Source organism: Nocardia sp. NPDC020380 (assembly GCF_044386975.1).
Classification (GTDB): Bacteria; Actinomycetota; Actinomycetes; order Mycobacteriales; family Mycobacteriaceae; genus Nocardia.
Map to the genome: position 1 here is coordinate 80073 of NZ_JBIRVQ010000016.1, position 22467 is coordinate 102539.

24 protein-coding genes are annotated in these 22467 nt (G+C 67.3%); 12 read left to right on the forward strand and 12 right to left on the reverse strand.

What is annotated here, in order from left to right:
- Positions 1-9: 9 nt before the first annotated feature.
- Both ACH438_RS36760 and ACH438_RS36765 read left to right on the forward strand, forming a co-directional pair.
- A complete protein-coding gene (locus ACH438_RS36760; RefSeq protein ID WP_397014031.1) occupies positions 10-1494 on the forward strand; it encodes a long-chain fatty acid--CoA ligase in 1485 nt (494 codons plus the stop codon).
- Positions 1491-1943 (forward strand): MaoC family dehydratase, encoded by a 453-nt coding sequence (locus ACH438_RS36765; RefSeq protein ID WP_397014033.1) that lies wholly within the window; start codon positions 1491-1493, stop codon positions 1941-1943. Before ACH438_RS36760 ends, ACH438_RS36765 begins: the two co-directional genes overlap by 4 nt.
- 1 nt (position 1944) lies before the next feature.
- Here the strand turns inward: ACH438_RS36765 and ACH438_RS36770 are convergent, their stop codons facing one another.
- Entirely contained in the window at positions 1945-2538 is a 594-nt protein-coding gene (locus ACH438_RS36770) for a YdcF family protein (RefSeq protein ID WP_397014035.1), read from the reverse strand.
- 275 nt (positions 2539-2813) lie between these two features.
- Between ACH438_RS36770 and ACH438_RS36775 the strand changes: the two genes are divergently transcribed.
- The gene (locus tag ACH438_RS36775) at positions 2814-3281 is read left to right on the forward strand and encodes a carboxymuconolactone decarboxylase family protein (RefSeq protein WP_397014037.1); all 468 of its coding nucleotides are present in this window, start codon (positions 2814-2816) and stop codon (positions 3279-3281) included.
- Positions 3282-3289: 8 nt separating this feature from the next.
- Here ACH438_RS36775 and ACH438_RS36780 read toward each other — a convergent pair whose 3' ends face one another.
- Entirely contained in the window at positions 3290-4138 is an 849-nt protein-coding gene (locus tag ACH438_RS36780; RefSeq protein ID WP_397014039.1) for an NAD(P)H-binding protein, read from the reverse strand.
- An 89-nt stretch (positions 4139-4227) separates the two neighbouring features.
- Here ACH438_RS36780 and ACH438_RS36785 point away from each other — a divergent pair, with 89 nt between their 5' ends.
- Positions 4228-4665, forward strand: coding sequence for a MarR family winged helix-turn-helix transcriptional regulator (locus tag ACH438_RS36785; RefSeq protein ID WP_397014041.1), 438 nt, complete (start codon positions 4228-4230; stop codon positions 4663-4665).
- Between the two features lie 7 nt (positions 4666-4672).
- Here ACH438_RS36785 and ACH438_RS36790 read toward each other — a convergent pair whose 3' ends face one another.
- Genes ACH438_RS36790 through ACH438_RS36805 form a run of 4 tightly spaced genes read right to left on the reverse strand, consistent with a single transcriptional unit; the run spans position 4673 to position 10176 of the window.
- Entirely contained in the window at positions 4673-5953 is a 1281-nt protein-coding gene (locus ACH438_RS36790; RefSeq protein ID WP_397014043.1) for an aspartate aminotransferase family protein, read from the reverse strand.
- Complete coding sequence (locus tag ACH438_RS36795) at positions 5950-7185, reverse strand: MFS transporter (RefSeq protein WP_397014045.1); 1236 nt, start codon at positions 7183-7185, stop codon at positions 5950-5952. The genes ACH438_RS36790 and ACH438_RS36795 overlap by 4 nt, the downstream gene beginning before the upstream one ends.
- Positions 7182-8444 carry a 5-aminolevulinate synthase gene (gene hemA / locus ACH438_RS36800; RefSeq protein WP_397014047.1) on the reverse strand — a complete coding sequence of 421 codons (1263 nt, stop codon included), beginning with the start codon at positions 8442-8444 and terminating at the stop codon, positions 7182-7184. Before hemA ends, ACH438_RS36795 begins: the two co-directional genes overlap by 4 nt.
- 19 nt (positions 8445-8463) lie before the next feature.
- A complete protein-coding gene (locus tag ACH438_RS36805) occupies positions 8464-10176 on the reverse strand; it encodes an acetolactate synthase catalytic subunit (RefSeq protein WP_397014049.1) in 1713 nt (570 codons plus the stop codon).
- A 123-nt stretch (positions 10177-10299) separates the two neighbouring features.
- Here ACH438_RS36805 and ACH438_RS36810 point away from each other — a divergent pair, with 123 nt between their 5' ends.
- Positions 10300-11196 carry a LysR family transcriptional regulator gene (locus ACH438_RS36810; RefSeq protein ID WP_397014051.1) on the forward strand — a complete coding sequence of 299 codons (897 nt, stop codon included), beginning with the start codon at positions 10300-10302 and terminating at the stop codon, positions 11194-11196.
- Positions 11197-11205: 9 nt separating this feature from the next.
- Here the strand turns inward: ACH438_RS36810 and ACH438_RS36815 are convergent, their stop codons facing one another.
- The gene (locus ACH438_RS36815; protein WP_397014053.1) at positions 11206-12048 is read right to left on the reverse strand and encodes a DUF4436 family protein; all 843 of its coding nucleotides are present in this window, start codon (positions 12046-12048) and stop codon (positions 11206-11208) included.
- Positions 12049-12237: 189 nt separating this feature from the next.
- On the opposite strand from ACH438_RS36815, the gene ACH438_RS36820 reads away from it, so the two are divergent.
- The gene (locus ACH438_RS36820) at positions 12238-12513 is read left to right on the forward strand and encodes an Lrp/AsnC family transcriptional regulator (protein ID WP_397014055.1); all 276 of its coding nucleotides are present in this window, start codon (positions 12238-12240) and stop codon (positions 12511-12513) included.
- 12 nt (positions 12514-12525) lie between these two features.
- Here the strand turns inward: ACH438_RS36820 and ACH438_RS36825 are convergent, their stop codons facing one another.
- From ACH438_RS36825 to ACH438_RS36835, 3 genes are all read right to left on the reverse strand, one after another.
- On the reverse strand, positions 12526-12882 hold the full coding sequence (locus ACH438_RS36825) for a hypothetical protein (RefSeq protein WP_397014057.1): 357 nt from the start codon (positions 12880-12882) through the stop codon (positions 12526-12528).
- A gap of 82 nt (positions 12883-12964) precedes the next feature.
- Positions 12965-14020 carry an anthranilate phosphoribosyltransferase gene (gene trpD, locus ACH438_RS36830; RefSeq protein ID WP_397014059.1) on the reverse strand — a complete coding sequence of 352 codons (1056 nt, stop codon included), beginning with the start codon at positions 14018-14020 and terminating at the stop codon, positions 12965-12967.
- 24 nt (positions 14021-14044) lie between these two features.
- Positions 14045-14479: a hypothetical protein gene (locus ACH438_RS36835; protein WP_397014267.1), complete on the reverse strand. Its 435-nt coding sequence runs from the start codon at positions 14477-14479 to the stop codon at positions 14045-14047.
- A gap of 157 nt (positions 14480-14636) precedes the next feature.
- On the opposite strand from ACH438_RS36835, the gene ACH438_RS36840 reads away from it, so the two are divergent.
- From ACH438_RS36840 to ACH438_RS36855, 4 genes are all read left to right on the forward strand, one after another.
- Positions 14637-15248: a heme-copper oxidase subunit III gene (locus ACH438_RS36840; protein WP_397014061.1), complete on the forward strand. Its 612-nt coding sequence runs from the start codon at positions 14637-14639 to the stop codon at positions 15246-15248.
- A 105-nt stretch (positions 15249-15353) separates the two neighbouring features.
- On the forward strand, positions 15354-16214 hold the full coding sequence (locus ACH438_RS36845) for a c-type cytochrome (protein ID WP_397014063.1): 861 nt from the start codon (positions 15354-15356) through the stop codon (positions 16212-16214).
- Complete coding sequence (locus tag ACH438_RS36850; RefSeq protein WP_397014065.1) at positions 16211-17359, forward strand: ubiquinol-cytochrome c reductase iron-sulfur subunit; 1149 nt, start codon at positions 16211-16213, stop codon at positions 17357-17359. The genes ACH438_RS36845 and ACH438_RS36850 overlap by 4 nt, the downstream gene beginning before the upstream one ends.
- Entirely contained in the window at positions 17356-18981 is a 1626-nt protein-coding gene (locus ACH438_RS36855; protein WP_397014067.1) for a cytochrome bc complex cytochrome b subunit, read from the forward strand. The genes ACH438_RS36850 and ACH438_RS36855 overlap by 4 nt, the downstream gene beginning before the upstream one ends.
- Before the next feature lie 61 nt (positions 18982-19042).
- On the opposite strand, the gene ACH438_RS36860 is transcribed toward ACH438_RS36855, so the two are convergent.
- Complete coding sequence (locus ACH438_RS36860; protein ID WP_397014069.1) at positions 19043-20254, reverse strand: oxygenase MpaB family protein; 1212 nt, start codon at positions 20252-20254, stop codon at positions 19043-19045.
- Between the two features lie 98 nt (positions 20255-20352).
- Here ACH438_RS36860 and ACH438_RS36865 point away from each other — a divergent pair, with 98 nt between their 5' ends.
- Together ACH438_RS36865 and ACH438_RS36870 are read left to right on the forward strand one after the other, a co-directional pair.
- Positions 20353-21402, forward strand: a complete 1050-nt coding sequence (locus tag ACH438_RS36865; RefSeq protein WP_397014071.1) for an AraC family transcriptional regulator ligand-binding domain-containing protein — start codon at positions 20353-20355, stop codon at positions 21400-21402.
- Positions 21403-21479: 77 nt separating this feature from the next.
- Complete coding sequence (locus ACH438_RS36870; protein WP_397014073.1) at positions 21480-21695, forward strand: heavy metal-associated domain-containing protein; 216 nt, start codon at positions 21480-21482, stop codon at positions 21693-21695.
- A gap of 43 nt (positions 21696-21738) precedes the next feature.
- Here ACH438_RS36870 and ACH438_RS36875 read toward each other — a convergent pair whose 3' ends face one another.
- Positions 21739-22464 carry a zf-HC2 domain-containing protein gene (locus tag ACH438_RS36875; RefSeq protein WP_397014075.1) on the reverse strand — a complete coding sequence of 242 codons (726 nt, stop codon included), beginning with the start codon at positions 22462-22464 and terminating at the stop codon, positions 21739-21741.
- Between the last annotated feature and the right edge of the window lie 3 nt (positions 22465-22467).

Sequence of the window (22467 nt, forward strand, 5' to 3'; positions counted from 1 at the left end):
GAGGTCCCAATGAACGCGACTCTCTCCCTCGCCAGCATTCTCGCCGAACCGGCGCGCCGGCGGCCCGACCACATCGCTCTCATCGAAGGCGAAAAGCGCATCAGCTTCGCCGACTTGTGGCGGCAGGCACGCGAACAGGCCGCCGCGCTCATCGAACTCGGGGTGCGGTCGGGGGACCGGGTCGCGCTCATGGGGCCCAATACCACCGACTTCCCGCGGGCCTACTTCGCGATCCTGGCGGCGGGGGCGACCGTGGTGCCGGTGCATCTGCTGCTCACCGCCGACGAGGCCGAGTACGTGCTGCGGGACAGCGGGGCCACGCTGCTGGTCTGTCATGACATGGTGCAGGCCGTCGGTAAGGAAGCCGCGGCGCGGGCCGGAATCGACTGTGTCGCACCGCAGGAGCTCACGGGGGAAGCGATTGCCACCTTCGTGACGCGGAGTCCGCTCGATATCGCGGTCGTGTTCTACACCAGCGGGACCACCGGGCGGCCCAAGGGGGCGGAGCTCAGCCACCTCAATATGGTCATGTGCGCGACGGTGAATGCGTTCGACGCCAATGAGGTCAGCCGCGACGACATCGCGCTCGGGGCGTTGCCGCTGTTCCATGTGTTCGGGCAGACGGTGTCGATGAACTCGCACTGGCGAGTCGGGGCGACGCTGGTGCTGCTGCCCAGATTCGATGCGGCCGCGGCCATCGAGCTCATGGTGCGCGAGGGCGTCAATACCTTCCACGGGGTGCCGACCATGTATCACGGGCTGCTCGCCGCGGCCGGTGACGCGGCCGAGCTGCCGCGACTGCGGCTGTGCATCAGCGGCGGCGCGGCGCTGCCGCCGGTCGTCATCGAGGACTTCGAGCGGGTGTACGGGAGCTACATTCTCGAAGGCTACGGATTGTCCGAAACCTCGCCCACCGCAACGGTCAATCAGCCGGAACTCGGTCCCAGGGCCGGGACGGTCGGGCATCCGGTGTGGGGCGTCGACGTGGAGATCGCCGACCCGGACACGCGCGACAGCATCCGGCTGCTGCCCGCCGGCACCGTCGGCGAGGTCGTGGTGCGCGGGCACAATGTGTTCGGCGGCTACACCGGGCGGCCCGACGCCACCGCGGAAGTCATGTGCGACGGCTGGTTCCGCACCGGCGACCTCGGCACCAAGGACGCCGACGGCTACCTGCGCATCGTCGACCGCATCAAGGAGATGATCATTCGCGGCGGGTTCAATGTGTACCCGACCGAGGTCGAGGCCGCGCTGCTGCGGCATCCGAAGATCGCGCAGGTGGCGATCATCGGCGTGCCCGATGCGAACTACGGGGAGGAGATCCTCGCCGTCGTCGTGCCCGACGGGCCGCTCACCGCGGACGAAGTCATCGACTACGCGAGAGAACATGTGGCACGGTACAAGTACCCGCGCCGCGTCGAGTTCCTCACCGAACTGCCGCTCGGGCCCACGCACAAGATCCTCAAGCGAGAATTGAAGGAGCGTTTCGCGTGATCGATTTCGATGACTTCGAGAAGTTGCGGTCGGCGGCGGGCACGGAGATCGGGGTGAGCGACTGGATCACCATCGACCAGGCGCGCATCGACAAGTTCGCGGAGGCCACCGAGGACTACCAGTGGATCCACGTGGACGCCGAACGCGCGGCCGCCGGACCCTACGGGCACACCATCGCGCACGGGTTTCTCACCCTGTCGCTGGTGGTGCCGATGACCGCGCAGATCATGACGGTCAGCGCGGCCGGCATGGCAATCAACTACGGGCTCAACAAGGTTCGCTTCATCAACCCGGTCCCGGTGGACAGCCGGATCCGCGGGCGCATCACCCTCGACACCGTCACCGACATCCCCGGCGGCGTGCAGGCCGAGCGCACCGTCACCGTCGAGATCGACGGCGTCGCCAAACCGGCCTGCGTCGCGCAGAGCATCGCGCGCTACCTCGCCTGAACTACCGCCCCGGACCGAACGGCTCCGCACCCATCGGAGCCGCGTCCGGGGTCATTGTCGCCACCACCGCGATCCCCGCGGCCTGAAAGTTACTGAGCGCCCGCTGAATATGGTCGTCCGAGGTCACCAGGATGACCGCGTTCACGCCGATCGCCTGCATCAGCTGCGCCGAGAACAAGGCGTTCTGCACCGTCGAATCCGCCTGCGTCTCAGTGTGAATCCGCGCCGGATCGATCCCCCGCGCAATCAGCCAATTCGCCATGGCCTGCGCCTCGGTCACCCCGTTCTGCGGATTCCCGCCCGTCACGATGATCGGCGAAGCAGGCGAGAGCAGCGCCGACACATACCCGGTATACAGCCGCGCCATGAGCTCCGGCCGCATCGCCCCATCCGGCTCCAGCCCGTAGCCGAGCACCACGATCGCGGTATTCGGATTGAAGATCGCGGGCAGGTTCAACCCCGGTAGCCGGAAAGTGGTCAGCCCGTCTACCAGAGCCAGCAGATCACTCGGCAGCCCCGGAACCGGCGGTGGCGGAGCGGCATACGCCGGAGCAATGGCCGCCGCCATCGCCACCACCGTCACGCTGGGAAGCAAGGCACGAATCACCTTCGTGCGAAAGGTCGTCGGGACCGAGATCTTCCGATGTCTGCGCATAGTGAACACCGCAACCCCCTAAGTAGCCGATAGATGACTACTGGCCGGTTCAGACTCTGCGATCCATGATCACCCCTAATCCGCTCTGCGGTAGGGGGTTTCGCGAAATCGTCGATCATGTGAGCGGCGTCACATCCCATGCCGTGTCACAGTCCAGGGCGCCGGTTCGTCGACCTGATGTAGCCAACGAACAACACACGGAAAGAGAGCAGACGATGGCACGCATCGACATCACCAAGAGCGAGACCGCCGGCAAGTTCATGAAGCGCTTCGTCACCGCCAGCCGCGCCCTGGAGGACGGCAGCCTGCCCAAGAACACGCAGGAACTCGTCAAGATCCGGGCATCCCAGATCAACGGGTGCGGCGTCTGCCTCGACATGCACGTCAAGGACGCCGCGGCCGCCGGTGAGACCCCCGTCCGCCTCGCCCTCATCGCCGCCTGGCGCGACACCAACGTCTTCACCGACGCCGAACGCGCCGCCCTCGCCCTCACCGAGGAAGGCACCCGCATCGCCGACCAGGGCCACCCCATCAGCGACGCCACCTGGGCCGAGGTCACCAAGCACTACGACGACGACCAGGCCGCCATCCTCATCGGCCTGATCGCCGTCATCAACACCTACAACCGGATCAACGTCCTCACCGGTCAGCTCGGCGGCGACTACGTCCCCGGCGCCTGGTGACGGTCACTTCACTCGAAGGCCGCCCGGTGGGCATTGCACCACTCCGCGAACCTGCGGGGCGGGCGGCCGAGAAGTGTTGCGACAGTGTCGGTATGGAGACCTTCCGTGTCCGAGCGCAGGGCGGTGAACGACTCCAGGATGGCCGCCGCCAACGCGGGCGGGGCGCCGTTCGGGAAGCGGGCGCCGATCGCCTCCTCGGAGGTCGCGGCGGTGCGGATCGGGATGTCGCGGCCCAGTTCCCGGGCCAGGGCCGCTACCTGGTCGGCGAAGGTGAAGGGCTCGGCGCCGGTGAGGATGTGGTCGGCGGATTCGGAGTCGGTGGTGGTGAGGGCCTGGGCGGCTATCGCGGCGATATCGGCGGGGTCGACGGGGAAGGTGCGGCCCGGGCCGGTGGGGTCCATGAGGGGGAGGCCGGCGCTGACGGCGGGGGCCCACTCCAGGACATTGGACATGAGGGCGCCGGGGCGCAGGATCGTGTGGGGGATACCGCTTTCCGTGAGTAGTTCCTCGCGGGCGTGGTGCCAGCGGCCCATGGCGGCGACGGGATCGCCGACGGCGTAGGCCGAGGAGATCAGGACTATGCGGCGCAAGCCGGCCTCTTGCGCGGCCTTGATCGCGTGGCGGGTGTGGTCCACGCCGGTGCCGGGGACCAGCAGGAACAGTGCGGTGATGCCGTCGAGGGCGCGCGCCACCGCGTCGGGGTCCTCCAGGTCGCCCACACGGCGTTCGATGTGGTCGGGTATCTCCGTGGCGCGTTCGGGATCCCTTACCAGGATGCGGAATTCGGTCTCGGAGGCGAGCAGGGCACGGGTGAGTTCCCGGCCGATGTTTCCGGTGGATCCGGTGAGAAGTAGCATGGCAACTCCAGTTCGTTAGCCGTCTATCGAAAAACGCTAGACGGCTAACGATCGCCCGTCAAGACCTGCCCGCCGACGCTGGAGACGCCATGCCCGACTTTCTCGATCTACACGGCAGCACCTCGAAAGCCTTGCGTGCCTTGGCCGATCGCGACATGCGCAAGTACGGCCTGCACCTCGGGCAGAATCACGTGCTCGCCGTACTGTGGGAACGCGACGGTCGCACGCCCGGGGAAATGGCCGCCGCACTGTCGGTGACCACCCCGACCGTCGTCAAGATGGCCACCCGCATGACCACCGCGGGCCTCCTCGTCCGCAAACGCGACGACCACGACAATCGCCTCGTGCGCCTCTGGCTCACCGACCGCGGGCGCGAACTTCGCGAACCCATCGAAGCGGACCGAAAGGCGCTGTCGGACAACGTCACCGCCGGACTGGCTCCCGCCGAACGCCGTCACTTGATGTCCGCTCTCGAGAAGATCCACCGGGCCGCCACCGAACTCCTCGGTGACGCCGGTGATCTCTGAAAGCGGGTCAGGCGGGGGATTCGGCGATCGCCGTCAGCGTCCTGCCGAGGCGGGCGGCGAGATCGTCGATCACATCCGGGGTGCTGTTGAGTGGCGGCGCCACCAGCACCGACTGGGTGGTCCCGTCGATCCCGGCGGCGCAGAGGACCAGGCCGTTCGCCCTGGCGGCGGCCAGGATCCGCTTGTTGGTGTCGGCGGGCCGTCCCGGATCGATGTGCAGGGCGCGCATCAACCCGATACCGGATTGATCCGACACCAGCCCCGGAAAACGGTCGCACAAGGTCGTCAGTGCGTCCGCGAGGTGCCGGCCCGCCGTGGCGGCATTGCCCAGCAGTTCTTCGCCCTCGAGGACATCCAGGACCGCATTGGCGGCCGCACAGGCCAGCGGGTTCGCGGACATGGTGTGGCCCAGCGCGATCGGGCCCAATGGCTCGCCGATGGCCGTGGCGATCGACTCGGCGACCACGGTGACCGCGAGGCTGGTGTAGCCGCCGGTCAGCCCCTTGCCCGAGGTCAGGATGTCGGGGGCGATATTGGAATGGTCGCAGGCCCACCACTTTCCGGTCCGCCCGAAACCGGACATGACCTCGTCGGCGATCAGCACGATGCCGTGATTCCGCGTCTCACGCCGCAACCACTGCATCGTCTCGGCATCGATCGGCGACGCACCCGACGACGCCCCGCCGAGCGGTTCGACCACGACCGCCGCCACCTTCGACGGGCCCGCCGCGAGCAGTGCGGTGGCCCATTCCTCATGGGTGGCGCGACGCCGGCCGGGCTTGGGGCGCACCAGCACTCGCTCGGCACGAGGCCCCAACAGCGGCTCGACGGACGGATCACGTTTGCCCGGACTGCCGGTGATCGACAGCGCCGCCGCCGTCATGCCGTGATAGCTCGGCTGCTCGGACAGGATGACCGTACGCCGGGCAGCCCCGCGCCGATGCTGGTAGGCGAAGGCCAGCCGCAGCGCGCACTCGTTCGCCTCGGAGCCGGAATTGGTGTACTCGACAGCGGCGGCGCCCGGCACGATCGACAGCAGCCGCGACGTCAGATCCAGTGCCTGCTGATTACGGAACTGGCTGCGATGCACGAAGGTCAACTGCCCGAGCTGCTGCTCGACAGCCCGCAGCACAGCCGGGTGCGAATGCCCGATATTCACATTGAGGACGCCGGAAGAGCCGTCCAGGTAATCGTTTCCGTCGTCGTCATAGATGTAGGGCCCGGTGGCCCGCGCGGCAAGGGGGAGAGCGGTTCGGCTCTGGGCCACGGCGGGCGGAACTATGGTCATGCCGGTTGAGAATCCTTTCGGAGCAGAGCGAGCAGTGCCGCCGACGCCACGGCGGCCACGATGCCCAGCGTGAAGGTCAGGCCCGCGAAGGCGGCGCTGCCCACGACCGCCGCACCGAGCAGTGTCGTCCCGGCAGCGATGCCCGCGTTCATCATCGAGTTGTTCCACGCGACCACCGACGCGCGCTGCGTCGGGTCGGCCGAGGACAGATAGGCCTGCTGACTGGAGTAGAAAGCGCCGCCGAAAACACACCACAACGCCAAGGCGGTCAGCGCGACGACCACATTGTGCGTGCTCAGCGCGACCACGGCACAGGGCGCGAACGCCGCCGCGGCGACGACGGAAACCCACACGCCCTTGATGTTTCGCCGGCTCAGGTGATCCAGGATCGTCCCCGTGCTCAGCGAGCCGATCAGCGATCCCGCGCCCACCAGCAGTCCGACCAGTCCGAGCGTGCCCAGACCGAACCCGAAACGCTGCGAGAAGAGCACACCGATGAAGGTGTAGGCGCCGAGCCGGCCCGCTTGCAGGAACAGAGTCGCTATGAGCCCCAGGCTGATTCGCGGCTGCCGCCACGGCGCCAGCAACGCCCGGATCCCGCGCGAGCTGCCGGTCACCGGCAGATGATCCAGGCGCGCGTACAGCACCCCCGACGTCACCACCATCAGCACACCCACCGCGAGAAACGGCCAGCGCCAACTGGTCACCGACGCGAGAGCCGCGCCGAGCGGCACGCCCAGCACCTGCCCGAGCGAATAGATGCTCGCACCGAGCGAGATCACCCGCCCCCGCTGCTGCTGGGGCGTGCGCTCGGCCAGATACGCCCAGATCGCGGGGGCCGCGATCGCCGCACCGAGACCGGTGAGACCGCGCGCCGCCACCAGCAGCGTCAAGGTGCTCGCGGCCGCGCACGCCATATTGCCGAGCAGAAACACGATGGAGCCCACCAGGATCGACCACCGTCGCGGATAGCGGTCCGCGATGATCCCGAACGGCGGCCCGGCAACCGCATAGACGAGCACGTACGCGGTCACGATAGTGGCGGCGGCGGTCGCCGACACATGCAGTGCACGCGCGATATCCGGCAACATCGGTGCGACGAGATACATTTCGGCGCCCATGAAGAAGAACACGGCGTAGAGCAGAATGTGCTGAGCCCACGGCACTGTGGGCGCGGCACCCGCCGGAGCCAGGGTCCCCGCGGGGGTGGACTCCGTCTCGATCGCACTCATACCGAGACCTTCTCCAGATCCGCCTGCGCGGCGAGCGAAACCGCCGGGCGGCGTGGCAGATTCAGCCGCGACCAGACCGAATCGATGATCTCGGCGAATCTGTGCACGGCCGTGGGACTGTGCACCGGCGACGGGTTGATCCGGAGCCGTTCGGTGCCGCGCGCGACGGACGGGAAGTTGATCGGCTGCGCGTACTGCAGATGCTCCTCGAGCAGGATGTCCGCCAGCTGCTTGCACTTGTGCGCGTCACCCACCAGCACCGGGACGATATGACTCTCGGTGGACACCATGGGAATCTCGGCGTCGGCGAGCAGACCCTGCAGCAGTCCCGCACGGTGGTGCAACAGGATTCGCTCATTATCGGATTCGCGCAGATGCCGCACGCTGGCCAGCGCCGCCGCGGCGAGGGCCGGCGGCATGGCCAAAGTGAAGATGAACGCCGGCGCGAAACTGCGCACGGCGTCCAGGATCGGCGCGGGCCCGGTCAGGTAGCCGCCCAGGGTGCCGTAGCCCTTCGCGAAGGTGCCCATCAGCAGATCCACCTGGTCGGCGCAACCCAGTTCGGCGGCCATACCGGATCCCTCCGGGCCGTACATGCCCACCGAATGCGCCTCGTCGACATAGACCAGCGCGCCGTGCTTCTTCGCGACCGCGCACAGTTCGGGCATCGGGGCGATATCGCCGTCCATCGAGTAGATCGACTCGAACGCGACGATCTTCGGGCGATCCGGCGCGGTCGCCGACAGGAGTTCGTCGAGATGGGCGAAATCGTTGTGGCGGAAGATCTGCCGCTCGGCGCGGGAAGCGCGCATACCCAGGATCATCGAGGCATGGTTCTGCTCATCGGAGAAGAACACGGCCCCGGGCAGTTGCTTACCGAGCACCCCGAGGACGGCATCGTTGACCGCGTAGCCGGTGATGAACGTCAGGCCCGCTTCCTTCCGATGCAGTTGTGCCACTTCACGTTCCAGCAGAATGTGGGTGTGGTTGTTGCCGGAGATATTGCGGGATCCGCCCGCCGCGGCACCCGAGCGATTGACCGAACGGTGCATGGCGTCGACCACGGCGGGAAACTGTCCCATGCCGAGGTGATCGTTACTGCACCACACGGTGATCTCGCGCAGGCCGTCGCGATGATGGTGCACCGCCTGGGGGAATCGGCCCGCGAGCCGCTCGATCTCCACGAAGGTCCGGTACTGGCCCGAAGCGCGGATATCGTTGATCTTCTTCTCGAAAAAGGCCGTGAAATCGAAAGCCATGGAAATCTCCGATGTCGAGCTAATGGTGGGCAAGGTGAGAAGTCAGCTCACCGGCGGTATCCCAGCCCGTGATGGGGGGATAGGCGTCGGAGTCGGTGATGACGTCCAGCACGGTCGTCATCGGTTCGACAATCGCCTTCGCCAGCGCTTCACGCAGTTCCACATCGGTGTGGACGGTGCGACCGTGTGCCCCGCACGCGATCGCGATCTGCGCATGATCGACGGAACCGAGTTCGACCGCCGACGTCGGCCGGCCGAATTGCACGATCTCGGCATGCTTCTGATATCCGAGAATCGAGTTGTTGAGCACCACGACGACAACGGCGAGGCGCTCCCGGACCGCGGTTTCGATCTCGGCCCAGCAATGGGCGAAACCGCCGTCACCGACCAGGCAGATCACCGGGGACGACGGCCGCGCCGCCTTCGCCCCCAGCGCCAGCGGCAATCCCCAGCCGAGACCCGCCATACCGCGCGGCAGCAGGAAACGCTGACGATCGCTGGTCGCACGGATGTAATTGGCCGCCCAGATCGAGGAGTAGGAGGCATCCGCGACGACGATCGCATCGCCGGGGAGGCAGGCGCTGATCTCGTCGGCCACCCGCTCCGGACGCAACGGCTGCCGGGTGGCGGTCCGGACCTCGGCGGTAGCGGTCTCGAATTCGGTGCGTGAGCGGGCGATCTGCGCGACGGTGCCGACGCGGCCGGTGTGGCGGCGGGTCAGGTCGAGCTGCGCCAGCGCGGTCGTGAGGTCCGTGATCCCGGTCCGGACATCGCCGGCCAGCCGCAGCGAGGAGTAGTTGCGCCCGATCTCGAGCGGGTCGATATCGAGGTGGATGAAGCTGGCCTCGGGGGCGAACAGATTCCAGCCGTCGGTGCCGTTCTCGTTGGTGCGGGTGCCGGCCAGCAGGACCGTGTCCGCCCCCGCGATCCAGTCCCGCATGCCGTGCGCGACACCGCGCGGACCCATGTAGTTGCCGACGACCCCGATGCTCAGCTCGGCGGTGTCGAGGACGACCCCCTTTCCCATCGGTGTGGTCGCGACCGGGATCGACGCCAGCTCGCTCAGCCGGGCCAGCGCGGCCCCGGCATCGGAGGAGACGGCGCCGCCGCCCGCCACGATGATCGGGCGGCGCGCACCGGCCAGCAGCTCCGCGGCGGTGCGGACGGCGGCCTCGGGCGGGCGGATCCGATCGAGCGGGAAGACGGCGGCGCCGGGATTCCGGTCCTGCGGCGGCGCGGTCAGTTCCAGGACATCCTTGGGCAGCATCAGCACCGCGGGACCCGGCCGGCCGCTGGTCGCCGCCCGGAACGCGGCATCCAGGTAGTCGTGCCAGCGATCCGGATCGTCGAGGCGGTCGAACCATTTCGCGCAGCCGGAAAACAGGCTGCGATGGTCTATTTCCTGGAACGCATTCTTGTTCCGGAACGGGCGCGGCACATCCTGGATCAAGGCCACCACCGGAATGGAAACCTTCGCGGCCTCGGTCAACGGCGGCACCAACAGCGTTGCCGCGGGACCGTTCTGGGCCACCACCACCGAACACCGCCGCGAAATCCGGGCGAAGCCGTCGGCCATGGTGCCGCCCGCATTCTCGGTGCGATAAACGATCTGGCGCAGGCCCAGATCCTCCGCCGCCAGCACCAGGCGGGACGGCAGACTTTGACCGAAGAACTCCGAAATTCCCCTGGCCCTGAGGCTTTCGGCAATTGCGGCGGCGACTGTGGTCGGCATCGGAATACCTTCTCGCGGTAGCGGACTGTTCGATGGCTTCAGTCTCTGGCGCGGAAGAGCCGCAGGTCCAATACGTATTTGCTTCGCGTTGATAAGGATCGCTTATCCGGCTAGGCTGAGCGCGTGGACGACCTACGTCGTGTGCGTTATTTCCTGGCGGTCGCCGAGCACAAGCACTTCGGGCGGGCCGCCGACGCCCTGCACATCACCCAGCCGGCGCTCTCCCAGCAGATCAAGGCCCTGGAACGAGAACTCGGGGTCGAACTCATCACCCGCAACGGACGCGGTTTCGCCCTGACACCCGCCGGCCTCGCGCTCTACGAAGGCGGGCCGCAGATGCTCACGGCCGCCGCGGAACTCGAGCGCGTCATCCGTGCGCGCGCCGCGGGCCGATCCGGTGAACTGAAGGTCGCGCTCACCAGATCCGGCTCCGACAGCGCAATTTCCCGGCGACTGCGCGCATTTCGCAATGAATTCCCCGACATCGCCGTCTCCACGATTACCGGCTGGACCTCCTGGAACCTCGAACTACTCGAATCGGGCGCAATCGATATCGCCCTCATCCGCGGCAACATCGAATACCCCAAAATCCAGACCCAGCTCATAGGCCGCGAGGAAGCCGCAGTCACCGTCCCCCGCGAACACCCCCTCGCCGAACGCACCACCGTCGACTTCACCGACATAATCAACGAACCGATAGTCCTCTGGGCCCGCGAATCCGGCCCCGAATACTACGACGAACTCATCTCCCACATCTGGGGCACCGGCACCCCGAACCTCGTAGCCGTCGAATCCGACGCCGAACAAGTCCTCGACTCGGTCTCCAGCGGAGTAGGCATCAGCGTCCTCGACCGAAAACGCGCAACCCGAATCGCCCACGAAAACATCGCCGTAATCCCATTCCGCGAAAACCCCCCGAAAATAGCCATCCAACTGGCCTGGCTCCGCAATTCCCAAGCCCCCGCCCTCACCCAATTCCTCTCCTGGTGGCGCCGGGACACCCCCACCCCGGACCGCTGACAATCGAGGCTATTGCCCTCGTTCGCGCCACGCCCCCACCAGGATTGCGGTGATGAGGGAGATCGCGACCACGGCTTCGGCGAGGAAGAAAGAGGCGAAGTCGATGATGGAGCCGATGGGGGGTGCGCCGGGGACGGCGTTGCGTAATGGGATGAGGGCGAAGAGGATTGCGGCCAGGAGGGTGCAGCCGGGGAAGACCAGGTTGCGGTGGCGGGTTATCAGGTGGAGGGCTACCGCGGCGGCGGCTGCCGCCACGCCGAGCATGAGGACCATGACGAAGACGGCGAAGATCAGGGCGGCGGCGGAGCGATGGATGTGCAGGATCAGGCCGACGTGGTCGACCTGGTTGTCGGCGGGATCGAAGCGAGGGGTCGCGCCGAAGAAGGTGTCGCCGTTCTGGACATCGACCACGAGGGGGATGGGGCCTTCGGCGTTCTCGGCCACGAAGGCGAAGTTCGAGTCGTATTTGTCGAACGGATAGTCGGTGATCATACCGCCGCCGGTCATGGCGAAAGTCAGTTCGGAGGTGGGGATTTCGGTGTTCGCGCGCACGATGACGGGGTCGGCCCGCTGGCCCGAGGTCCGGATGGTGGTGTCGGCGGCGAAGGCGCCGCTGGACGCCTCGAAGCGGCCGCGCGGATGCGGCGTCAGCTGCACCGAGACCTGTTGCACGGCGGGGTCGACACGGGTGATCCAGACATAGAGTTCCACTCGGTCGGTCGCCTGGTAGTCGCCGAAGCCGTTCACCGTCCGGCCCCGGTCGCGTTGCCATTGATAGATCGCCAGGCTGGCCGCCATCGCGGCGGCGAGCACAGCGATCGCTGCGGCGATGGCAATCAACCTTTTGACCACGTGATGTCCCTTCCGGAGCAAGGGGTTACGGCAGTGGGCAGGGGAGGGCGAGCATGCCCGGGGGCTTGTGCTGCGTATGCGGAAAACATAGCCAGTTGCTATGGAGTGGTGGGGCGGCACGCCGACGGGCCCGCGCGGGAACGCCGGGGCTCGGGCGGCGAAAGCGCTGGATCGCCTAGGCTTGGGCGCATGATTACCGCGATCGTGATGGTCTGGGCCGAGGCCGACCGGATTCCTGAGACGGCGCAGGAACTGGCCGATATCGAGGGCGTGACCGAGGTGTACTCGTGCGCGGGGGATGTCGACCTGATCTCGATCGTGCGGGTGCGCGACCACGAGGAGATCGCGGAGGTCGTCACCGGGCGGATCAACAAGTCGCCGGGGGTGGTTCGCACCGCTACGCACATCGCGTTCAAGTCGTATTCGCGGTTCGATGTGGAAGCCGGATTCTCCATCGGCGAATAGCGGGCAGATCGGTCAGCGCGGCAGGATCGAGGCGCCCAGGCCCCTGCCGTCGCGGCCGGCATCGACCACGTGCGTGACGCCGCCCTTGCAGCCGGGGAAAAGGTAGATCCGCACCGACCGATCGAGGCTGTTGCTCACCGAGATGCGGTGCGGCACCTTCCGGATCGTGACGCAGCCCGCCGGATCGCCGTAGTCGCGACCGTCCACCGATACCGTGCCGGCGGCCGCCTCCGTACGCATGGCCGTCGTCGTATGCGCGGCGCTCTGCGGCAGGCCGACGCCCAGCATCGCCATGCCGAGCAGCAAACCGCTCGTCACGAGTACGCCGCGCCACCATGGACGGCCGAAGGGCATTACCGCGTTTCGCATCGGGGAAACTCTAACGCCGCAGCTGGCACTGCGACCGCAAACAACACGCCCTTGTACGGTTCGTGCCGGTTCGGCTGATCGATCAGTGCGAATCGAGCTTGTTGGTGAGCTCCGCCCAGCGGTCCAGCAACGCTCCGGCAGCACCCGAATCGATGGCCGCCGACACCCGTTCCAACGCCACCGCGAGCCTGCCGTGCAGATCCGACTCGACCTCGTCGGCGGTGAGCTCGAAGGCCACCACCGCGGCCGCCGAATTCAACAACACCGCATCGCGCACCGGACCCCGCTCGCCGGCCAGCATATTGCGGGCGATCACCGCGTTCATGGCCGCGTCCCCGCCCTTCAACGCCTCCGGCGACACCCGCGGAATCCCGAGTCTCGTTGGGTCGATGGTGGTTTCGGCCAAGCGCCGGCCCGCCACCACCCACACATCGGTGGTATCCGCGGTGGTGATCTCGTCCAGGCCGTCATTACCGCGCACCACCAGCGCCGACGCGCCACGATCCGCGAACGCGCCCGCGATCACCGGCACCAGCTCCGCGAACGCGCACCCGATCAGCCCCGCCGAGGGCTGCGCCGGATTGGTCAGCGGACCGAGAATATTGAAGACCGTCGGAATGCCGATCTCACCGCGCGCCTGACTCGAATACCGCAGCGACGGATGGAACACCGGCGCGAAACAGAAACCGATACCCAGCTCCCGCACGCACTCGGCCACCGACTCCGGGCCCAGCGCGATCCGCACCCCCAGCGCCTCCAGCACGTCCGCCCCGCCGCTCTTCGACGACGCGGCCCGGTTCCCGTGCTTCACCACCGGAATTCCGCTGGCCGCCACCACGATCGAGGACATGGTGGAAATGTTCACGGTGCCGGAACGATCACCGCCCGTGCCCACGATGTCCACCGCCGGCATGTCGATCGGCACCCGGCGCGCGTGCGAGAGCATGCCCTGCGCCAGTCCGCCCAGCTCGACAGGGGTGGGGCCCTTCATCTTCAGCGCCACACCGAAGGCCGCGATCTGCGCGGTGGTGGCATTGTCGGTGAAGATCTCGTTCATGGCCCACGCGGCCTCGTCCTCCGACAGATCCTTCCGGTCGGTGAGGATGCCGAGAATGTCCCGCCAGCTGCGCGCGCTCATGGGGGCAAGCCTAGTGGGCGGGGCCTATTTCTTTTTCCTCGACGCCGGTTGCAGTGCATCCCAGCCCAGCACGTCGCCATCGTGGCGCTGCGCGAGACCGGCCATCCGGGAACGCTCCTGGGAGCAGTGCAGTGCGTCCAGCACCTGAACTCGCTGTAAAACCAGCTTCGCGGGGTCGCCGTCGTTGAGCGAACCGGAAGCGCGGGGAGGCGGAGCGTTATAGCCATCCTGCGCGGCAATGATCTGCACCGCATTCACCTGTCCCGCTGGAACTCTGAGGTGGTGCCGGAGGACTACTGGTTCGTCAACTGTCCAGTCCAAAGCCTTGCCCAGCGCCGCCGAACATGCCTCGGCGTCATCGAAACTCGACGCCACCACCACCAGATCCGGGCGCGCCGGATCCAGCTCCGCCACCCCGTTCCTTCCCAATAGCCGCTGCCACCACTTTTTCCCGTCCATCTGCACCTCAGCTTCCTCTTACCTGCACAATCTAGTCTCTGCCGAGACACGCCGAGAGCCCCGCGAGACGGCCGCTCGCCCTGGGCTTTCCGACACGTACGACAAAGTTTCGTACCCGCCTACTCCTGTCGTACTACGACAAGTCATACTTACCGGCGTGACGACCGCAGTAGGGACCCCAGGATCGGCCATTACCCAGCGTGTGCATTCGCTGAACCGGCCCAACATGGTCAGCGTCGGTACCATCATCTGGCTGTCGAGCGAGCTGATGTTCTTCGCCGGCCTGTTCGCCATGTACTTCGTTGCTCGCGCGCAGGCGCACGGGAACTGGCCGCCGGAGCCGACCGAGCTGAACATGAAGCTGGCCGTGCCGGTGACCTGCGTCCTGGTCGCATCCTCCTTCACCTGCCAGATGGGCGTCTTCTCGGCGGAGCGCGGTGACGTCTTCGGCCTGCGGCGCTGGTACCTGCTCACGTTCATCATGGGCGCCTTCTTCGTCGCCGGTCAGGCCACCGAGTACCACGGCCTGTACTCCGAGGGCACCTCGATCTCCAGCAGCGTGTACGGCTCGGTGTTCTTCATCACCACCGGTTTCCACGGTCTGCACGTCATCGGTGGTCTGATCGCGTTCATCTTCCTGCTGATCCGCACCAAGATCAGTAAGTTCACCCCGGCGCAGGCCACGGCGGCGATCGTCGTCTCGTACTACTGGCACTTCGTCGACATCGTCTGGATCGGGCTCTTCGCCACCATCTACTTCGTCCGCTAGCCGGACCGCCAGCGCGGCAACGGCCCCGCCTCCGGGCCTGCCCCTACCGCCGCCGGCACCCACAAACTTGTACAAGTCGGTTCCGTCTACTCCAAAGGGACACAGATGAGTTCATCTCCCCCGTCAGTGCCAGACCCCAAGGGGGTCGGCGAGGCCACCAAGACCCGGAAGCAGCGCCGCCTGCGGCGGAAACTTGTCGGCGGTCTGGTTCTGCTGATGGGCCTCGTCGGAGCCGGCTTCGCGGCGTCGGCCCTGACGCCGACGGCTCAGGTCGCGACCGCTAACGAGGACCAGTCCGCGCTGATCCGCGAGGGCAAGCAGATCTACGACACCTCCTGCGTCACCTGCCACGGTGCCAACCTGCAGGGTGTCCAGGATCGCGGCCCCAGCCTGATCGGCGTCGGCGAGGCCGCCGTCTACTTCCAGGTCTCCTCCGGCCGCATGCCGGCCGCCCGCAACGAGGCGCAGATCGAGCGCAAGCCCCCGAAGTTCGACGCGCACCAGACCGACGCGCTGAGCGCCTTCGTGCAGGCCAACGGCGGCGGCCCGACCATGCCCCGCGACGCCAACGGCGAGATCGCGCAGGAATCCCTCGAGCAGGGCACCGACCTCGGCCGCGGCGGCGAGCTGTTCCGCATGAACTGCGCCTCCTGCCACAACTTCACCGGTAAGGGCGGCGCGCTGTCCTCCGGCAAGTTCGCGCCCCCGCTGGAAGAAGCCACGGACGCGCAGATCTACGCCGCGATGCTCACCGGCCCGCAGAACATGCCGAAGTTCTCCGACCGGCAGCTGACGCCGGAAGAGAAGCGCGACATCCTCGCCTACATCAAGGACCGCATGGAGACCAAGTCCGAGGGCGGCTACGGCCTCGGCGGCCTCGGTCCGGCTACCGAGGGCCTGGCCATCTGGGTCGTCGGCATCGTCGTCCTGGTCGGTTCCGCCATGTGGATCGGTTCCCGGTCATGAGTGAACAGGAGCGAAACAGCATGGGGGACAACCCCACCGAACCCACCGAAGAGCAGCTCGAGGCCATGTCGCGGGACGAGCTGGTCAAGCTCGGTACCGAACTCGACGGCGTCGACGTCGCCTACCGCGCCCCGCGCTGGCCGGTCCCGGGCACCCGGGCCGAGAAGCGCGCCGAGCGCCGCGTGGCGCTGTGGTTCGCCATCTCCGCCGTCATGGGCGCCGCGCTCATCGGCGTGTACCTGTTCTGGCCTTGGACCTACAAGGGCCGCCACGAGTCCGGCAATGCCGCGTACTCGCTGTACACCCCGCTGGTCGGCCTGACACTCGGCATCGCCGTGCTGGCCGTCGGCATCGCGGTCGTGCTCATCCGCAAGCACTTCGTGCCCGCCGAGATCTCCATCCAGGACCGCCACGACGGCAAGTCCTCGGAGGTCAACCGCCGCACCCTGGTCGCCGAGCTCTCCGACGCGCTCGACACCTCCACCCTGGGCCGCCGCAAGCTCATCACCCGCACCGCGGGCCTGGGCGCCGGTCTGCTCGGCGTGGGCGCACTGTTCGTCTTCGTCGGCGGCATGATCAAGAACCCGTGGTCCAAGGGCATGAAGTCCCCGCTGTGGGTCTCCGGCTGGACCCCGGACTACCCGGGCCAGACCATCTACCTGCGCCGCGACACCGGCCGCCCCGAGGACATCGTCCTGGTGCGCCCGGAGGACATGGACGCCGGCGCGATGGAAACCGTCTTCCCCTGGAAGGAAGAATGGCGCGGCAACGAAGAGGAGACCCTGCAGTCGCTGCGCGGAATCCGTAACGCGGTCATGCTGATCCGCCTGCGCACCGCCGACGCGGAGAAGGCCATCAAGCGCAAGGGCCAGGAGAGCTTCAACTACGGCGACTACTTCGCCTACTCGAAGATCTGCACCCACCTCGGCTGCCCCACTTCGCTTTTCGAGCAGCAGACCAACCGGATCCTGTGCCCCTGCCACCAGTCGCAGTTCCTGGCGACCGAATGGGGTAAGCCGATCTTCGGTCCCGCCGCTCGCGCGCTGCCGCAGCTGCCGATCACCGTCAACGCCGAGGGCTACATGGTCGCCCAGCACGACTTCATCGAGCCCCTCGGCCCGGCTTACTGGGAGCGTCGTTCATGAGTCCTAGCAAAGCGGCCGTGCAGGCCAACGAACTGGACGAGCGCTACCGCGGTGCTGCGTTCCTCAAGCGATCGATCAACAAGGTCTTTCCGACCCACTGGTCGTTCCTGCTCGGTGAGATCGCGCTGTACGCGTTCATCATCCTGCTGCTGTCGGGTATCTACCTGACGCTGTACTTCGACCCGTCCATGTCGGAGACCGTCTACAACGGCGCCTACCAGCCGCTGCGCGGTGTCACCATGTCGCGGGCCTACGAGACCGCGCTGAACATCTCCTTCGAGGTGCGCGGCGGTCTGTTCGTGCGTCAGGTCCACCACTGGGCGGCCCTGCTGTTCGCGTCGTCGATCATCATCCACCTGTTCCGCATCTTCTTCACCGGCGCTTTCCGCAAGCCGCGTGAGGCGAACTGGGTGATCGGCTCGCTGCTGCTGATCCTGGCCATGTTCGAGGGCTTCTTCGGCTACTCGCTCCCGGACGACCTGCTCTCGGGTACCGGTCTGCGCGCGGCCTTCTCGGGCATCACCATCGGTATCCCGGTCATCGGCACCTGGATGCACTGGCTGATTTTCGGCGGCGACTTCCCCGGCGAGATCATCATCCCGCGTCTGTACATCGCGCACGTGCTGCTGTTGCCGGGCATCATCCTGGCGCTGATCGGCGCGCACGTCGCGCTGGTCTGGTACCAGAAGCACACGCAGTTCCCCGGACCGGGCCGCACCGAGAAGAACGTCGTCGGCGCCCGCATCATCCCGGTGTTCGCCGCCGACCAGGGTGCGTTCTTCGCCTTCACCCTCGGCATCGTCGCCATCATGGGTGGCGTCCTGCAGATCAACCCGATCTGGAACCTGGGTCCCTACAACCCGTCCCAGGTCTCCGCGGGTTCGCAGCCGGACTTCTACATGATGTGGACCGACGGCATGGCCCGACTCATGCCGCCGTGGGAGCTGTACCTGGGTCGCTACACGATCCCGGCGCCGTTCTGGGTCGCGCTGATCATGGGCCTGGTGTTCACCGTGCTGATCGCCTACCCGTGGATCGAGAAGCGCCTCACCGGCGACACCGCCCGCCACAACCTGCTGCAGCGTCCGCGCGACGTGCCGGTTCGCACGGCGATCGGCGCCATGGCCATCGCCTTCTACCTGGTGCTGACCCTGGCCTGCGTGAACGACATCATCTCGCTCAAGTTCAGCATCTCGCTGAACGCGACGACCTGGTTCTTCCGCATCGCCCTGCTGCTGCTCCCGCCGCTCGCCTACTTCGCGGCGTACCGGTTCTGCATCGGCCTGCAGCGCTCCGACCGCGCGGTGCTCGAGCACGGCATCGAGACCGGTGTCATCAAGCGACTGCCGCACGGTGAGTACATCGAGGTGCACCAGCCCCTCGGCCCGGTCGACTCGCACGGCCACCCGATCCCGCTGGAGTACCAGGGCGCCCCGGTGCCCAAGAAGATGGTCAAGCTGGGATCCGCCGGCAAGCCCGGCACCGGTTCCTTCATGTTCCCCGACCCCGCGTCGGAGCAGGAAGCGAACGTGGCCCTCGCCCACGAGGAGGAGCACAATATGCTCCGCGCTCTGGAGAGCCACCAGGATGCCGCCATCGGCGAGCAGCACGACGAGCACTGAGCTGCTCGAAAGGGAAGGCCCCGAGTCGAATTCGACTCGGGGCCTTCCCCGTTTTCCGGGGTCAAGGGCGGGGCGTGACCGCGGCGCGCGGATCGACCGGGGCGGGGGCGGCCTTCATGAGGTCGAGCGCGCCGGAGAGGACGCCGCGCTGGGTCAGGGCGATGTGCGCATCGGTGCCGAGACGGCCGTTGCGGCGCAAGCGCTCTCGTAGTTTCGCGTGCTGCCGCAGAACGCGGATCACCGGGTGATCGCGCGGGAGTTCGGCCTCGGGATCGACGATGGTCGCCACGATCCGGCCCGTCGTGCCCCAGACCAGGGTGGAGATCACGGGACGCAGGACCGGCGCCAGGTACGGGCGCAGTGGTTGCGGCAGTACACGTTCGGCGCGCAGACCGCCCTTCAACAGGGCGGTGGTCAGGACCGCGGTGTCCGCGTCGGGCGGGGCGAAGATGATGGTCGCGGCGCGGTTGAGGTCGGCCGCGTCGTCGATCGAATGGGGGAGCAGTTCGCCGGGGATGCCCATGAGAAAGGCGATCCAGCACCACAGTTGGCGTATGGACTCGGCCTCGTCCGCGGTTATCGGCATGTCCAGGAGTTCGTACATGGTGAGCGGAGTCAGCAGGAAGGCCTGCGCGGTGACCGCCATGCCCGTCGTGTGAATGGGTTCGCCCCAGGCCCGGGTGTCCCAGCGGCCGCAAGTACGCAGGTGACGGCGAACCATGGCGTGCACGAAGCGGATTCGGATGGTGGCGTCGAAACCCGTGCCGCCGGGAACCAGAGTGCCCGGGTCGGTGGCGGCCAGGACCCAGCGGGAAGTCTCCTCGTAGCGGCGGGCCGCCATGGTCTCCGAGCGGGAGTTCATGGCCTGCGGCTTGTTGAGATCGCCGAAGGCGTAGGCGGTCAGCAAGGTCCCGCCCAGCCCGACGATGACCGCGGGCGCGAAACGCCACCAGACTTCCGCGCCGTGCCGGATCCTGGCCTCATCCAGCCATTCCGGCGGATTCAGCAGGGGCGTCAGGAGTTCCGTGAGCGAATCCGGGGCGCCGCGCGGGGCGGGATCCAGGGTCCGCAAGGCCGTACCCAGCAGCTGCCAGCCGGTTCCGCGGTCGAGGGCGGCGAAATCCGCCACCACCCGGTCGATGACGGTATCCGTCCGGAACATGCCCCGCACCACGCGCTCCACGGCATGGTCCGGTGCGTATCGCCGGGCCTTCTCGATGCGTCCCGCGCGTGCGGCATCGAACGGAATCGCCGGCACGGTCACCGTGGTCATGAGCTTCCCCTCTGGTCGAAGTCCTGAATTCGACAGTAGGAATTGTGAATTCGCCCAGGTAGGTGACAATCCGACCGGCTTTTGTTAGCTTCCGCCATATGGGGGTGCGCCCGACTCGCTGGCAGATCGCGAGACCGGCGGTGTCGACCCGGTTATTGGTCGACACCGGGCAGGCGCATGGGCTGTCCGCCGCGGACTGCCTGGCCGGAACCGGTTTGCGCGCAGCGGATCTCGATCATCTGCGCGCGGTCGTGCTGCCGGACCAGGAGTTACGGGTCATCCGGAATCTGCTGGCCTGCGGCGAGGACGAACGGGTGCTCGGGCTGGAGACCGGGATGCGGTACTCGCTGACCAGCGCCGGGATCCTCGGCTACGCCATGCTGTCCAGCGCCACCGTGCGGGAGGCGATCCGGCTGCTGCAGCGGTTCACCGAGCTCACCTCCGACTTCTTCGAGGTCACCTATACCGAGACGGCGGCCGGAATGCTGATCGTGGTCGGCGACGGCGATGTGCCCGCCGATGTGCGGCCGTTCCTGCTGATCCGCGATCTGACGGCCGGATTCCGGATGGCCTCGCTACTGCTGTCGCCGGGGATCCGCGCGTTGATCGAAACCCTCGACCGGCCGGTCCGGCTCGAACTCGCCGCCGCCGAACTGCCCGAATACCTCCTGGTGGCGCGGGCGCTGGTGGAGCCGTTCGGCATCTCGATCACCATCGAATTCGACGCGCCCCGCAATGCTTTCACCATTCCGCGCACGTTCCTCGACCAGCCGACCCCGGCGCCGGACCCGCACACCGCCGCCCTGTGCATTCAGCAGTGCGAGGAGCTGCTCGACGAACACTGCCGATTCACCGGGGTCGCCGCCCAGGTCCGGCACCTGCTGTTGCGCGATCCCGCCGCCATGCCCTCCCTCCCCGTGGTCGCCCGCGAACTGGGCTACTCCGAACGCACCCTGCACCGGCGGCTCGCCGACGAACACCTCACCTTCCGCGGCGTCCTCGACCAGGTCCGCCAACTCCTCGCCGAGGAACTCCTCGGCCAGGGCCTCACCATCGAAGCGGTCGGCCGCCGCCTCGGCTACTGCGATACCGCCGCATTCAGCCACGCCTACCGCCGCTGGCACGGCTATCCTCCCGGCCGCCGATAGCGCCGGGTGGCAATAGCGACCTGATATCGACCGAAGTAGGATCGGGTGCGCGAAACCCACGGAAGAAGGGACGGACCATGTCCAAGGCCACGTTTTCGGTAGATGGTTTGCACTGTCAGGGCTGCGTCGACACCGTCGAGAAGGCCATCTCCCACATCCCCGACGTCCACTCGGTATCGGTGGACCTCAATATCCGGGGAGTGTCGAAGGTCGTCGTCGACGCCGACCATCAGCTGGACGCCGGCGAAGTGCAGAAGGCGTTGGACTCGAGCGGAAACTTCAGCGTCGTCTGACGTAGCCGCGCCGGGCCGTCCACGCGACGGCCCGGCGCCGCCGTCACGCCGCCCGATGCCGGCTCGCCGGCCGCTGCTTCCGCCCCGAATTACGCTGGGACCCGGGCATATCCGGATGCTCCTCGAACATCGGTCGCCCGGATTCGGTCCAGGGCAGGGCGGCGGCGCGCTGCGGCCGATCGTCATCGCGATGCCGGCGATACACCAGATAGAGCAGGGCCACACCGAGCAGCACGGGGATATGAGTGGCCAGCCTGGCGGCGGTGACCTCCCCGTGCAAGGCGTCGAGAAGCGAGACCGCAGTGAGGGTTCCGGCGAACACCGTCAGCATGGGCAGCTGTCCCGCGGCGGTACGCGTCCGCAAAGCGGCCCAGCCCAGCCCGATCCCGACGGCGAGATTCCAGACCGCGCTCTCATGATTCATATGCCCCATAGGGAAGGCGCCACTGCCGCCCATCCCCATATCGATATCGAAGAACTGCGTCAGCGCCATGGCGGTCTGCGCGATGGCGACCAGCGCCAGCGCGACGCGGACCAGCTCCGGCGCCCGCCGCGGCTCCGGCACTCGCTCCATGATCGCCCCGGCGAGATCGGGTATCTCGGGCGCGGGCTGCAGAATCATGGTGCGCCGCAGGTCTTCCGCGCTACGCAACCAGGACCGGCAGGTGGGGCAACTCTCCACATGCCGATCCACCGCCTCCCCGGGAATCGGTTCCTGCTCCCCGTCGATGCGCGCGGACAGCGCCTCGCGAACCGTTTCGCACCTCATAAC

Excerpts from the sequence above, each read along its gene's own strand:
- ACH438_RS36760 (WP_397014031.1), top strand. The coding sequence starts at position 10 with ATGAACGCGACTCTCTCCCTCGCCAGCATTCTCGCCGAACCGGCGCGC.
- ACH438_RS36775 (WP_397014037.1), top strand. The coding sequence starts at position 2,814 with ATGGCACGCATCGACATCACCAAGAGCGAGACCGCCGGCAAGTTCATG.
- ACH438_RS36780 (WP_397014039.1), bottom strand. The coding sequence starts at position 4,138 with ATGCTACTTCTCACCGGATCCACCGGAAACATCGGCCGGGAACTCACC.
- ACH438_RS36785 (WP_397014041.1), top strand. The coding sequence starts at position 4,228 with ATGCCCGACTTTCTCGATCTACACGGCAGCACCTCGAAAGCCTTGCGT.
- ACH438_RS36790 (WP_397014043.1), bottom strand. The coding sequence starts at position 5,953 with ATGACCATAGTTCCGCCCGCCGTGGCCCAGAGCCGAACCGCTCTCCCC.
- ACH438_RS36795 (WP_397014045.1), bottom strand. The coding sequence starts at position 7,185 with ATGAGTGCGATCGAGACGGAGTCCACCCCCGCGGGGACCCTGGCTCCG.
- hemA (WP_397014047.1), bottom strand. The coding sequence starts at position 8,444 with ATGGCTTTCGATTTCACGGCCTTTTTCGAGAAGAAGATCAACGATATC.
- ACH438_RS36805 (WP_397014049.1), bottom strand. The coding sequence starts at position 10,176 with ATGCCGACCACAGTCGCCGCCGCAATTGCCGAAAGCCTCAGGGCCAGG.
- ACH438_RS36820 (WP_397014055.1), top strand. The coding sequence starts at position 12,238 with ATGATTACCGCGATCGTGATGGTCTGGGCCGAGGCCGACCGGATTCCT.
- ACH438_RS36825 (WP_397014057.1), bottom strand. The coding sequence starts at position 12,882 with ATGCGAAACGCGGTAATGCCCTTCGGCCGTCCATGGTGGCGCGGCGTA.
- trpD (WP_397014059.1), bottom strand. The coding sequence starts at position 14,020 with ATGAGCGCGCGCAGCTGGCGGGACATTCTCGGCATCCTCACCGACCGG.
- ACH438_RS36835 (WP_397014267.1), bottom strand. The coding sequence starts at position 14,479 with ATGGACGGGAAAAAGTGGTGGCAGCGGCTATTGGGAAGGAACGGGGTG.
- ACH438_RS36845 (WP_397014063.1), top strand. The coding sequence starts at position 15,354 with ATGAGTTCATCTCCCCCGTCAGTGCCAGACCCCAAGGGGGTCGGCGAG.
- ACH438_RS36850 (WP_397014065.1), top strand. The coding sequence starts at position 16,211 with ATGAGTGAACAGGAGCGAAACAGCATGGGGGACAACCCCACCGAACCC.
- ACH438_RS36855 (WP_397014067.1), top strand. The coding sequence starts at position 17,356 with ATGAGTCCTAGCAAAGCGGCCGTGCAGGCCAACGAACTGGACGAGCGC.
- ACH438_RS36860 (WP_397014069.1), bottom strand. The coding sequence starts at position 20,254 with ATGACCACGGTGACCGTGCCGGCGATTCCGTTCGATGCCGCACGCGCG.
- ACH438_RS36865 (WP_397014071.1), top strand. The coding sequence starts at position 20,353 with ATGGGGGTGCGCCCGACTCGCTGGCAGATCGCGAGACCGGCGGTGTCG.
- ACH438_RS36870 (WP_397014073.1), top strand. The coding sequence starts at position 21,480 with ATGTCCAAGGCCACGTTTTCGGTAGATGGTTTGCACTGTCAGGGCTGC.
- ACH438_RS36875 (WP_397014075.1), bottom strand. The coding sequence starts at position 22,464 with ATGAGGTGCGAAACGGTTCGCGAGGCGCTGTCCGCGCGCATCGACGGG.